The organism is Ethanoligenens harbinense YUAN-3 (assembly GCF_000178115.2).
Taxonomy (GTDB): Bacteria; Bacillota; Clostridia; order Oscillospirales; family Ethanoligenentaceae; genus Ethanoligenens; species Ethanoligenens harbinense.
In genome coordinates this window covers 530,822-542,831 of record NC_014828.1, presented here as the reverse complement: position 1 = coordinate 542,831, position 12,010 = coordinate 530,822, and the positions used below count along the sequence as shown (strand labels likewise).

General features: G+C 58.6%; 18 protein-coding genes. All 18 read left to right on the top strand.

The genetic code is table 11. From position 1 onward, the window contains the following. Positions 1-7 precede the first annotated feature (7 nt). The 18 genes from ETHHA_RS02665 to ETHHA_RS02580 all read left to right on the top strand — a co-directional run bounded on the left by ETHHA_RS02665 (position 8) and on the right by ETHHA_RS02580 (position 12,000). The gene (locus tag ETHHA_RS02665) at positions 8-958 is read left to right on the top strand and encodes an AAA family ATPase (RefSeq protein ID WP_013484472.1); all 951 of its coding nucleotides are present in this window, start codon (positions 8-10) and stop codon (positions 956-958) included. A 10-nt stretch (positions 959-968) separates the two neighbouring features. After that, entirely contained in the window at positions 969-1,256 is a 288-nt protein-coding gene (locus ETHHA_RS02660; RefSeq protein ID WP_013484471.1) for a DUF3789 domain-containing protein, read from the top strand. A gap of 87 nt (positions 1,257-1,343) precedes the next feature. After that, positions 1,344-1,736 carry a hypothetical protein gene (locus ETHHA_RS02655; RefSeq protein ID WP_041686600.1) on the top strand — a complete coding sequence of 131 codons (393 nt, stop codon included), beginning with the start codon at positions 1,344-1,346 and terminating at the stop codon, positions 1,734-1,736. After that, positions 1,729-2,037, top strand: coding sequence for a hypothetical protein (locus ETHHA_RS02650; RefSeq protein ID WP_013484469.1), 309 nt, complete (start codon positions 1,729-1,731; stop codon positions 2,035-2,037). Before ETHHA_RS02655 ends, ETHHA_RS02650 begins: the two co-directional genes overlap by 8 nt. A gap of 101 nt (positions 2,038-2,138) precedes the next feature. After that, a complete protein-coding gene (locus tag ETHHA_RS02645) occupies positions 2,139-2,579 on the top strand; it encodes a hypothetical protein (RefSeq protein ID WP_013484051.1) in 441 nt (146 codons plus the stop codon). A gap of 1 nt (position 2,580) precedes the next feature. Further along, the gene (locus tag ETHHA_RS02640) at positions 2,581-2,844 is read left to right on the top strand and encodes an AbrB/MazE/SpoVT family DNA-binding domain-containing protein (protein WP_013484468.1); all 264 of its coding nucleotides are present in this window, start codon (positions 2,581-2,583) and stop codon (positions 2,842-2,844) included. Further along, on the top strand, positions 2,841-3,506 hold the full coding sequence (locus ETHHA_RS02635) for a hypothetical protein (protein WP_013484053.1): 666 nt from the start codon (positions 2,841-2,843) through the stop codon (positions 3,504-3,506). The genes ETHHA_RS02640 and ETHHA_RS02635 overlap by 4 nt, the downstream gene beginning before the upstream one ends. A 30-nt stretch (positions 3,507-3,536) precedes the next feature. Beyond that, a complete protein-coding gene (locus tag ETHHA_RS02630; protein ID WP_013484467.1) occupies positions 3,537-3,974 on the top strand; it encodes a phage protein GemA/Gp16 family protein in 438 nt (145 codons plus the stop codon). Positions 3,975-4,034: 60 nt separating this feature from the next. Then, positions 4,035-4,232, top strand: coding sequence for a Mor transcription activator family protein (locus ETHHA_RS14310; protein ID WP_013484466.1), 198 nt, complete (start codon positions 4,035-4,037; stop codon positions 4,230-4,232). Between the two features lie 297 nt (positions 4,233-4,529). Beyond that, positions 4,530-4,868 carry a hypothetical protein gene (locus tag ETHHA_RS02620; protein ID WP_013484056.1) on the top strand — a complete coding sequence of 113 codons (339 nt, stop codon included), beginning with the start codon at positions 4,530-4,532 and terminating at the stop codon, positions 4,866-4,868. Continuing rightward, positions 4,861-5,187: a hypothetical protein gene (locus tag ETHHA_RS02615; protein WP_013484057.1), complete on the top strand. Its 327-nt coding sequence runs from the start codon at positions 4,861-4,863 to the stop codon at positions 5,185-5,187. The genes ETHHA_RS02620 and ETHHA_RS02615 overlap by 8 nt, the downstream gene beginning before the upstream one ends. 21 nt (positions 5,188-5,208) lie before the next feature. Then, entirely contained in the window at positions 5,209-5,781 is a 573-nt protein-coding gene (locus ETHHA_RS02610) for a phage protein Gp27 family protein (RefSeq protein ID WP_013484465.1), read from the top strand. After that, positions 5,778-6,272, top strand: a complete 495-nt coding sequence (locus tag ETHHA_RS14305) for a transcription termination/antitermination NusG family protein (protein ID WP_013484464.1) — start codon at positions 5,778-5,780, stop codon at positions 6,270-6,272. Before ETHHA_RS02610 ends, ETHHA_RS14305 begins: the two co-directional genes overlap by 4 nt. A gap of 229 nt (positions 6,273-6,501) precedes the next feature. Further along, positions 6,502-7,953, top strand: coding sequence for a phage terminase large subunit (terL, locus tag ETHHA_RS02600; protein ID WP_013484463.1), 1,452 nt, complete (start codon positions 6,502-6,504; stop codon positions 7,951-7,953). 26 nt (positions 7,954-7,979) lie between these two features. Then, the gene (locus ETHHA_RS02595) at positions 7,980-9,404 is read left to right on the top strand and encodes a phage portal protein (protein ID WP_013484462.1); all 1,425 of its coding nucleotides are present in this window, start codon (positions 7,980-7,982) and stop codon (positions 9,402-9,404) included. Further along, a complete protein-coding gene (locus tag ETHHA_RS02590; RefSeq protein ID WP_013484461.1) occupies positions 9,404-11,074 on the top strand; it encodes a phage minor capsid protein in 1,671 nt (556 codons plus the stop codon). Before ETHHA_RS02595 ends, ETHHA_RS02590 begins: the two co-directional genes overlap by 1 nt. A gap of 2 nt (positions 11,075-11,076) precedes the next feature. Then, positions 11,077-11,298 (top strand): hypothetical protein, encoded by a 222-nt coding sequence (locus tag ETHHA_RS02585; RefSeq protein WP_013484460.1) that lies wholly within the window; start codon positions 11,077-11,079, stop codon positions 11,296-11,298. A 162-nt stretch (positions 11,299-11,460) separates the two neighbouring features. Beyond that, on the top strand, positions 11,461-12,000 hold the full coding sequence (locus ETHHA_RS02580; RefSeq protein WP_013484459.1) for a phage scaffolding protein: 540 nt from the start codon (positions 11,461-11,463) through the stop codon (positions 11,998-12,000). Positions 12,001-12,010 lie beyond the last annotated feature (10 nt).

Here is a 12,010-nt window from a genome sequence, read left to right as displayed (position 1 = left end):
ACAGGAAATGGCACAAACATACGATGTAAAATTACAGGCTCGCGTAGAGGAACTGATCAAGCAGTGCGGTAGCCAAGCCAAAGCATCCCGTATCCTTGGATGGAGCGACGGCGTCATCAGCCAATACCGTCGCAGCGATTATGAGCGCGGACGTGTGGATGAGGTGGAAGCCAGCCTGAGGGAGTATTTCCGGCTGCAGGACGAGGCGGCCGCCCAGGCGCAACGCGCTGAACCATTTCAGCCCGTGCTGGACACCTACATACCGATCAGCGTCAGCGAGGACATCCGCAAGGCAATCCGCTTTGGGCAGTTGAAAAAAGGCATCACCATCCTGCACGGTGACGCGGGCATCGGGAAGACGATGGCGGCCGAAAAATATTTGCGGGACAACCCCAACACCGCCGTGCTGATCACCGTGACCCCTCTCACCGGCACCGTAGGAAACGTGATGAAGCTGATCTGCCGGGCGCTGCATATCCCCGAGGGGCGCAGCAAGCTGGATATGATCATCGACCTGAAGGAACGCCTGTACAATACGGACAAAGTCCTCATCATCGACGAAGCCCAGCATTTGCAGGTGCGGGCGCTGGACGAGATTCGGCCCCTTTCCGAGCCGCACATTGATGGGAAAAAAGGCATCGGCATCGTGCTGATCGGAAACTCCGAAATCTACGACCGGATGGAAGGACGCAGGCAATCGTGCTTTGCGCAGCTCTATTCCCGCAAGCGGCTCACCCGAAAATACACCACCAAACAGGTAACACCGGAAGATATCGCGCTGTTGTTTCCCGCGCTGGAAGGGAAAAAACGAGAGTTGAACTTTTTGCGCGGCATCTGCCAGGGCCGTTACGGAATCCGCGGCGGCGTAAATGTGTACAACAATGCGGTTGACGCGGAAAACATTGGAATCGACATGCTGACGCTGCAGGCCCGGGAAATGGGCATCGGTATCATATGAGGGAATAAACATGGGATTATTTATTCTCGGCAGTTTTTTCGGCGCGTCCGCCGGCGTGACGGTGATGTGCCTGCTGCAAATTGGAAAACGAAAAGGAGATGAAACTTTGGGGTTGTGGTATTTGTCGGCGGTCGAAAGCGCCGTGTTTCTGGAGCAGCTTCACCAGGCGGACACGCGCGACTTGCGTATTGCCAAAGCCGCGCTGGGTTCTTACAAGGCGCAGGGATACCATGTGGCAGACCGGTATCAGGCGGTAAAAAAAGAGCTGAACAAGCGCATGGCATACGGGAGGAGATGAAACAGCATGGATTTTGTATCGGCTGTGAAGTCAATGTGGGCTTGCGGCGCAACCTGTGTATGTTTGCCCATTGGGCAGGGCCGCAAGATGGTAATCCGGCCGCAGTCGTATCCCCAAATGATGGCAAAAGCTACGTTTGGACCGGAAACGCGCCTTTCCGTGGCGTACCGGAGTGCCAGCCTGACATTGAACGAGATACTGGCGAAAGATTGGGAAGTGTTTGATCCGGCGGAGTTTGCCATCGCGCCGGTTGAACCGTCCCCTAAAGAAGAACTGAAGCTGCCGGAGACACTGGCCGCCGCCAAAAATGTGACGGCCGTGGAAGCCGCAGTGCGTAGGCTGAGCGATGAGGAATTGTATACGGCCGCGGACGTATATGCGGAGCGCGTGGCGCAGGGACAACGCGAAAAAACAAGGCTGCGGGTTGTGCTGGAGGAAATCCGGCACCGGGAGAGAAAGAGAGGACAGGCACATGCGTAAACTGGCATGGTTTTGGGCAGGAATCCTTTTTGGTGCGGTTTTCAGCGCCGGCGGCGTGCTGGCGGCATCGGTGGGCGGAATGTCTGCGCCCGGCTGGGCGGCGGAACTGGCGGTGCTGGTGCTGGTGCTGGCGCTCGGTATCCTGCTCGGGTACGAATTTGGGCGGCACAAGGCATATGCCCGTGGATACAGACGCGGGTTTGAAGCCGGAAAAAACGCGCCGCCGGATCACCCGAGTTGCAGGCACAGCTTTGCACTGTATTGTGAAGAAAGACCCGGACGGATATCCAACTGGAATTGAACATATGGGGGCGCAAGCCCCGCCTTAATGCGGCCAGAGCCGGTCCCCAGCCCGGAAAACGCAGAGGGAGGCAGCACCAACCAAAACAAAGGAGGATGGATATGGAACTGAAAGACGCGATCAGGCAAGCCATGACCGACGGAAGCGGATGCATCGCGCGCCAGATCGGGGTCATGAAAGCGCGGTATGTCCTGCTGACAGGCGGCAAACTGCTGCGCACGGAATCGTACGGCCCGCTCGGCGGCTTATCACCGCTGGTGCCCTGGGAACCGGACATTGACGATTTTAACGGCACGGACTGGACGCCGGTGCCCGCCGCAAAGGTTGCAGGCGCGCCGCTGGCCCCCGCAAAGCCGGAGGAACGGGGTCCCTGCACCATGCAGGATGCACGTGAATCGGTGTGCAGAGCCATTTGCGAGATGACCGCCCGGGGCGTCGATCTGGAAAGTGACGGGCGCTGCGCATCGTATCTTGCGGATGCGCTGTGCAAGCTGGCGGAAGCGGAAGCGAACCTGAACACAATCCAGAAGGAGGCGGACTGACATGACCGTAAGCAAAAGACTGGGCGGAAAGGGCGGCCTGACGATCCCGCAGGCGGTGCGGCATGCCGCAGGGCTGGCACCCGGCGCGCCGATCGACATCGAAGACGCAGGAGACGGTATCCTCATCCGGAAGCATGTGCCCAGCTGCATCTTCTGTGGAGGCACCACGGAAGTCGTCACCGTGGCTGGCAAAGAAATCTGCCTGGCATGCGCGCGTGAATTGGCCGCGCTGGCGGCGGAAAAGCTGGAGGACTTTTGTGCATGATGGAGAATGAACCTCTTTTCTCCACGGAGGAAACGGTGCTGCGGGTGGGCAGACTGGTTGCCCTGAAAGCGCAGGAAAGCAAAATCAAGGCCGAGATCGGCGACCTGCAAGGTTATTTTGAACGCCTGGGCATCGACGCCCTGGAGAACACCAAGGAAAAGACCGTGGCGTGGTGGAGCGCAGCCGGACGCGTGGAGGTGGGCACAAGCGAAAAGGTGGACATTCTTTCGGAAACGGCTCTTAAAACACTTTTACAGGGCGTTTTCGGGGATTTGTTCAAGGAGCAGCCCGTGACCTATCAGCCCACCGCCGCCTGCAAGCAGCTGCTGGCCGCCATCGCCGCGGGAAACTATCTGGAGGGGTCGCTGGACGATATCGTTGCGCGGGTGGCCGATGACGATAAAACGAACAAAACCCTGCGCAAAAAGCTGTGCGGCAACTTCAAACGCGACAAAAAGGCCCTGATTGATGTGGCCGGGCTTTCGAAAACGGACGCCGAGGAATACGCCTACATGGCGGCGGAGATCGTGGCCTATACGCGCTTTCGGCAGCTATTGCAGGCGGCCGGATACACAGGGACATTTGAGGCCGCGCGCGATATCGTGAAAGCAGCCGTGGTCGTCGAGGAAGGCACCAAAGTGACCGTGGAGGCTTCAAAATAGCGGGTAGAAACTGAGAAGGAGGAACCGGCGGTGAACATTACAAAGCAGCAGATCAAATCCATCTATGCCCTGGGCGCGGGGCTGCATATCGTGGGGCGCGGCCACGACGATGAGCTGCACGCGTTGGTGGATGGCCTGACGGGCAAAGAATCCATTACGGCGCTTGATCGGGACGAAGCCCAGCGCGTGATTGCGGAACTGATGCGGCGGATGCGCGGCACACCGCCGGTGCCTCCGGCCCGAAAAAAGCCCAGGCATTACGAAGAAGCGCCCGGCGGTATCACCGCCGACCAGCAGCGCAAGGTGTGGGCGCTGATGTACGAGCTGAAAAAAATTCGACGTCAAGCCGGTGGACGCTGCCCTTGGAGACCGGCTGTGCGGGATCATCCGGCGGCAATTCGGCATGGACTGCACCGCAAAAAAGCCGATGCAGTTTCTGGACCAGGCCGCGGGCGGCGAACTGATTGAGTTTCTGAAAAATTACTGCTATAATGCGGAGAAGCGGCACATCCGGGAGGTGGGCGGTGGATGAATCTGGAACGTGTTACACTGGAGGATCTGGACGGCGACCAGCGCGAACTCGCGGAGCTGATCGGCATGGAAGCCTATCGGGCACTGGCCACACACCACGGCGGAACCTATGTGTATGTGCAGGCCCCGAACAGCCTGCTTCGCAAAGACCGCAACGAGCAGATCCGCCGGAAATTCGACGGAAAAAAACTATAAAGAGCTGGCGCTGGAGTATCAAATTTCGGAAAGCACCGTTCGCTTGATCGTAGAGGATGACGCCAGACGGATGCGGTATGGCCCCATTTCCGGGCAAATCAACCTGTTTGATAAAAAAATGTTTTAATCCTGTATCTACAATATATATGCCTTGTAAGGTAGACTATCGGTGTGGCCGGTAGCCTGCCTTTTTTGTTTGCCGCCCGCCACAACCTCCATTTCTTGCCTCTTGTTCTTGCCGCCGTGCCCGCACCACGGCGGCGCATTGTAAATCCACGCCGAAGGGGCGGTACATATATGAATGCATCCAACTGGCTGAACGCAATCCCTCCGCTTATACTCTCGGTTCTTGTCGGCATCATCGGTTTTTTTTTGAAACGAACAATCGGTCTGGTCGACCGGCACGAAACCGAAATCAGCGCTATCAAAGACCAATACGTGACGAAAGAAGAAATGGACTGCCTGCAGGACGACCTGAAATCCGGCCTTGGAAAACTGTCGGAAGGCATCGACGCCCTGAAAGACAATTACATGCGCAAGGACGACTTTGTGCGCGCGATTGCCGATGTCAACCGACGGCAGGATCGCATTTTCGACGTGCTGCTGGAAATGAAGGGAGATAAGAACCGTGGATAAAAAAGAACTGGAACGCCGCATCGAGGGCGGTGCGTTTGCAGCCAACAACGGCCGGCTGCTGCGTACCATCAACATCCTGTCCGGGCGGGATATCAAGATGCGCAGCCTACAGTATGCACTGCCGGATGTGTCCAAAGGCGAGCTGGCCGAATCCCTGTATTATCTGCAGGAGGCCGGATATCTGCATGCGCGGCACGCCGCCTACGGCGCGGACGTGGACGTGGCCGAGGCCGATCAGGACGATACCGAGGTGCGGCTGACGGCCAAAGGCATTCAGCTGCTGAAAGGCTATGCGGCCGACCCGGCGGTATCGATCTGAGACAGATGGGAGGGAATCGGAATGGCGAACCGCGCGCATGGCATCATCGACGGGCTGAATCCCGCGCTGCGCAGTACAGTGGAGCAGATGCTGCTCTCTGGTAAAAGTACCTATGCGGACGTCATCGACTATCTGGCACGGCATGATGTAGCCATCAGCGCGGCCAGTGTCTGCCGGTACGCGCAGCGGTATAACGCCAACGCCGCCCTCTTGAATGTGGCGCAGGAAAATTTCAGCCGCATGATGCAGGAAATGGACAAGTATCCGGATCTCGACACGACCGAGGCGATCATCCGGCTGGCCAGCCAAAACGTGTTCGCCGCCCTGGCCAACACGAATGAAGACCAGTGGAACAATCTGGACAAGGACAAATTGCTGGACAGCGCACTGGGGCTGGCGCGCGCGGCATCCTATAAAAAGCGGACGGACGCCGCCGTGCGGGCCGAGGCCGACGTCGGCCTCGACGCAGTGAAATCCATCGTGTTCCAGGCAATGTCCAAAGAACGGCCGGAACTGTATAAGCAAGTAGCCTCCTTCCTTTCGGAAAAGAAAAGGGACGGCAGCCTGCGGCCCAAAAAGGAGAAATCGCCATGAGCATGTATGTGCTGCAGGTGCTTTCGGGGGCCGAGAAGGACGTGCGGGCCGCGCTGCTTGACCAGGGTATTCCCGCCTATGCCCCGGAAGAAAACCGGCAGATCCGCTCCGGCGGCATCTGGCAGACGCGGCCTTATCTGCTGTTTGGCGGCTATGTGTTTGTGGTGGTGGGCAACGTTTGCGCGATGTATTACCGGATCCGGCGCGTGCCGGGGGTGCTGCGTTGGTTGGAGCTGCATGCCGGGGACGCCACCGCACTGTTACCGGATGAAGAAGCATTGATCCGGCGCATCGGCAGCCAGACTTTTGAATCGCATGTGCGGCAGCTGGCAGGCGACACGTTTGAACCGGTGGACGGCCCGCTGAAGGAATATGCGGACGCGGGCGTGCGCATCCTGTACAACCGGCGCCAGCGGCGGGCATTTGTATTTGAACCGCTTTCCATGATGCACAACCGTTGCTTACGCATGTCGTTCACGCTGATCAAATAATCCGACGCCCGGGGCGGTTGATTCGTCCCAAACCGGGAGCCGGAGGTTAAACGGAACAAAAAACCGGGCGGGCTTACCGTCACGGGATGGCGGAGCATGCGCAGGCCTTTTATAAGGCTTTTAACAGCTTTTAACGCGGCTTTGAATGAGTTTGCCGCCCCATTTTGTCCCTGTTCCCCAGCGTGGCGCACAGGGGCTTTCAGCGCGTGATTTTGAGAAGGTGATGGAGATGGAGACCAAACAGGACAGAAGCATCCGGATGTTAAACGAAATGGTAAAACTGGGAAAAGGGCCAAAGCGGAAACGTGGAGCCGTGAGCACCTCCGTGATGCGGCGGGCGCGCACGGACTTTTTCGCGTTTTGCCGAGCTTGTGCGCCGGAATTTTACAAGCCCGACCGGGCCTACCTGGTGCAGCTATGTGCGGAACTGCAAGATTTTTACCGCAGCGGCGACGAGCTGTTGGTGATCAACCTGCCGCCGCGGCATGGAAAGAGCCGGACGGCCGGATTATTCGCTCAGTGGGTGTTTGGATGCAATCCTGCTGAAAAAATTATGACGGGCAGTTACAACGAGCGCCTTTCCACCCAGTTTGCCAAATCCGTCCGAAACGGAATCGCCGAGCAGAAGACCGACCCGGGGATGCTGGTCTACAGCGACATCTTCCCGGGGGTGCACATCCAGCGGGGAGACGCGTCGGCCAACCTCTGGGCGTTGGAGGGGCAATATGCCAGCTATTTGGCCACCAGCCCGACGGGCACGGCAACCGGTTTTGGCTGCGGGCTTCTCATTATTGATGATGTTATCAAAAATGCGTATGAAGCCAACAACGCGCCGCTGCTGGATAACCAGTGGCATTGGTTTACGGACACGATGCTCTCGCGCGTGGAAGAGGGTGGCAAGATCATCATTATTATGACGCGCTGGGCAACCGGCGATCTGGCCGGGCGCGCGGTGAAGACCTTTGCCGAACAGGGGCGACCCGTTCGCATCCTGTCTATGAAAGCCTTTCAGGACGACGGCACCATGCTATGTCCCGAAGTGCTCAGCCTGCAGAGCTATGAAAACAAAACGCGCACCATGGCGCCCGAGATCGCCGCCGCGAACTACCAGCAGGAACCGATCGACGTGAAAGGGCGGCTGTACAGCGGGTTCAAGACCTACGCGGAGATTCCCGCTATCAGCGGCCATCCGCTGTTCGACGGCATCTACAGCTACACCGACACCGCCGACGAGGGCAGCGACTATCTTTGCAGCATTATTTTCGGCGTGTACAGACACGAAGCCTATGTGCTCGACGTCTACTACACTAAGGAGCCGATGGAGATTACGGAGCCGGAGGTCGCCAAGCGCCAGCAGGCTTACGGTGTGACTGTGGCACGCATTGAGAGCAACAACGGCGGCAAAGGCTTTGCCCGCGCCATCAAGCAGATACTGGACGACCGACTGCACTGGTACTCCACCAACGTGCGGTGGTTCGCCCAGACCCGGAACAAAGTGGCGCGCATCCTGACGGCCGCGCCGTGGATCATGGAGCACACCTATTATCCCGTGAACTGGCGGGACCGGTGGCCGGCATATTATAATGCCATGATGGACTACCAGAGGGAAGGAAAAAACGCGCACGATGACGCGCCGGACGCCACGACCGGCATGGCCGAAACCGTGCAGGCACAACGGTAAGAAGGTTGGAAAAGGAGGAATGAACGGTGTTTGAAAAGCTGCTGCGGTGGCTGCGCTCCATGCTTTCGCAGATGTTCGATCAGGGCGTGGGCGCAGATATTATTCTGTCCGACAGGATGACGTCCGCTCTGGCACTGTGGGCGCGGATGTATGAAGACGGCGGCCCTTGGTGCGGTGGGAAATCCGGCATTCACAGCCTGCGGCTGCCGGCGGCCATCGCATCGGAAATTGCCCGGCTGGTCACCATCGAGATGGGCGTTTCGGTGACGGGCAGCGCGCGGGCCGATTTTCTGCAGGCGCAACTGGGTCCATTTCTGGATAGCATGCGCAGACATGTGGAGTTGGGCGGCGCGCTTGGCGGCGCGGTATTCAAGCCCTATGTGGACGGCGGCCGCATCTGCATTGACGCGGTGCAGGCGGATGCTTTTTTTCCCACCACGGTAGACACCTCAGGGCAGATGATGGGCGCAATTTTCTGTGCGCAGATCAAGCGCCGGGACATGATCTACACCCGCGCTGATCACCATGAGTTCAACAGCGGCACTTACACCATCGAAAGCAAAGCCTTTGCCAGCCGATCCAGTTCCACCATTGGGTCGCCGGTGGATTTGACAGCGGTACCGGAATGGGCAAATATCCAGCCTCTGGTGACGATTGAAGACGTTGACCGGCCATTGTTTGCCTATTTTCGGATCCCGCGGGCCAACAAGCAAGACCGGCAGTCGCCGCTGGGGGTATCCGTCTACGCAGATGCAGCGGAAACCATCCGGGACGCGGATGAGCAATATGGCCGGATGCTGTGGGAATATGAAGGCGGACAGCTGGCCGTGGAAATGGACGAGTCCATGATGAAGCATGATCCGGACGGCAGTGTGTCATTCCCGCGGCTGGAACAGCGGCTATACCGCCGGCGCGCCGGAGATATGGCGGAAGGCAGCAACTTTTACCAGATATTTGCCCCGGCGCTGCGGGATGAAGCCTACTCGCGCGGGCTGAACACCATTCTGAAGCGCATTGAATATCAGTCTGGTCTGGCTTACGGCACGTTATCCGACCCGCAGGAAGTGGACCGCACCGCCACGGAGATCACCGCCAGCAAGCAGCGCAGCTACAGCACCGTCCGCGACATCCAGAAAGCGCTGCAGCACGCGCTGGACGATCTGCTGTATTCCATGGACACGCTGGCTACCCTATATAATTTGACACCTGCCGGAAATTACACGGCGGCCTACGACTGGGACGACAGTATCGTCAACGACCCAAACCAGCGCAAGCAGATGTTCTGGAGCTATGTCACCGCGGGCAAATTCCCCATGTGGCGGTACCTGGTGGAGTTTGAGGGATACACTGAGGACGAGGCCAAGACCATCGCCGACGAAACGCAGGCCGATTTCAATAACCCCTTTGGGTTCGCCCAGACACCGCCGGCCTCCGGCTCCGGTGACGCCTGATGCTGGCGCCGGACTGGTTCGACACCGCGGCCGACGACATCCTTGATCTGTACAGCCAGCTTGACCAGTCTATTATGCGGGACTTTGTGAGGCGCATTCTGAAATCCGGAGATATCACGCAGACAGCACGCTGGCAGGCAAACGCCCTGCAGGCGAGCGGTATGCTGTATGAGGACGTTATCCGGGCGGTGTCGGCCATGACGGATTCCAGCACCGCGCAGATGCGGGCGCTGTTTGAAGACGGCGGGGTGGAGGCGCTGAAAGTTGATTTTTCCATCTATGAAGCCGCAGGGCTATCCCCCGTGCCGCTGCGACAGTCGGCCGCCGCCGCACAGGTGTTGCGGTCCGGACTGCAAAAAACCGCCGGACACCTGCGCAACCTGACCATGACCACGGCGGCGAGCACCGAGCAGGCATACAAAGATGCCGCCCGTCTGGCGGAAATGCAGGTGGAATCGGGAGCTTTTGACTACATATCCGCCATCCGGAACGCGGTGCGCACGGCCGCACAGGCAGGCACGACTGTGTTGTACCCTTCCGGGCACACGGATGCATTGGACGTGGCCGTGCGGCGAGCGGTGCTGACCGGCGTGAGCCAGACAGCGGCGCAGGTGTCCCTGCACTATGCGGATGACATGGGATGCGACCTGGTGGAAACCACCGCGCACCCCGGGGCCAGACCGTCGCATGCGGTGTGGCAGGGCCGTGTATTCAGCCGGTGCGGTGACCGTGGGAGGTATCCGGATTTTGTATCCTCCACCGGGTACGGCTCCGGAGGCGGTTTATGCGGCTGGAACTGCCGGCACAGCTTTTTCCCTTTTTTTGAGGGGCTTTCCACCAGCGCTTACCCGCGTACCAAGCTGGCCGAGTATGAGAACAAGACCGTTCCATACAACGGCGAGACGGTGCCATATTATGAAGCAACGCAGAAGCAGCGCGCCATGGAACGCGCGATCCGCGCGACCAAGCGTGAACTGGCCGGATATTTCACCGGCCTGCAGGCGGAGGATGAGGGCGTGCGGAATGCCATGCGGGAAGAATACAACAGGGCATCCGTGACGCTGAAGCGTCAGGAAGCCAGGCTGAAGGACTTCACTGAAAAAACCGGGCTGAATCGGCAGCGGGAACGCGAGCAGAGCCTCGGTTTTGGCCGCAGTCAGGCACAAACGGCGCGCCAGGCCGCCGAAAAGCATTACAGGCAGTGGACACACGGCATCGGAGCGGACGGTGCAGCACCGAAAACACTTGCAAAATACTACCAGAAGAAGTATAATAACTCTCCTGACCACGAGCTGCTGACGGGTTACAACCGGGCGGTGAAGAAGGGCGACATCTCGCCGCTGGTGGGATTTGAACAATACACGCATACAGCGCAGGCAGTGGACAAAGAAATCGTCGGGGTTACCACGGCAAGCGGCGTGAAAATCGAATCCTACGCCACGCATTTCATCGACCGCCTGATTGGGCAAACATCCACATCGCACCCGGATATGCGCATGGGGGTGCCGGTGTCGGATGCAAAAGACGCGCTGCTGAACCCGCTTCGCGTGGGCAAAACCCGTACGATGGCGGACGGCGATATCCGCCAGACTTTTTACGGGAAAAACGCCACAGTGTCCGTAAGTGTCCGGGATAAGCGAATCATTCAGACAAATCCAAGGAGGAAATGAGCATGCTGCAATTTGAAGAAAGCGACAAAACCTTTATCCGCCGAAATCTTGAAAATGCGGATGCGCTGCTCAGTGGATCCTCCCTCGGCAATGTGCTGGATGCCCTGTTTGACCTGATTGAAGAAAAGGGATATGCGCCCCCGCACTATTACGATTACAATGATTTCGGACGCAAGGCCCAGCGGGTATACGACAGCGTCTATTACCTGAACACACAAAAATAATTGTCCGCGCGTGTATGCGCCCTCTTTGGAGGGTGCATTTTTATGCGCATTTTTACCTGTTGACCGGCCCGAAGTCGTAAAACTACGGGGCCGCAGCCGAGGCAACCGGCGTAAAAAAGCGTAGCGGCGCACGCATAAACCGCAACCGAAAGGAGCCTGTGTATGAAACGCGAGGACATTACCGCGCTGGGCATCGGCGACGAGGCAACCGTGAACAAGATCATGGATCTCCACGGGGCCGATCTTGAGAAGCAGAAAAATACCATCACTACCCTGACCGCCGAGCGCGACGGCCTGAAGACCCAGCTGGGCGAGGCCAACGGCAAGCTGGCCGGATATGACCCTGAATGGAAGACCAAGGCGGCCACGGCCCAGCAGGAAGCGGACGGCAAGGTGGCCGCTCTGCAGTATGAATTTGCGGCGGCCACCGCCGTGAATGGCATGAAGTTTACCAGCGAGAGCGCCAAAAAAGCGTTCCTGGCCGATTTGGTGGCGAAAAAGCTGCCCCTGCAGGATGGAAAGCTGCTGGGGTACGACGATTTCACAAAATCGTATAAGGAAACCGACCCCGGTGCGTTTGTATCCGACGCCCCCGCGCCGCACTTCGGCGGCTCCACGCCCGGCCCGGCCGCAGACACGCTGACCGGAAACGACAAGGCAAACGCCGCCCTGCGCGAAGCATTCGGCAGGGTCAGCCAGTAAAGGAGTGCAA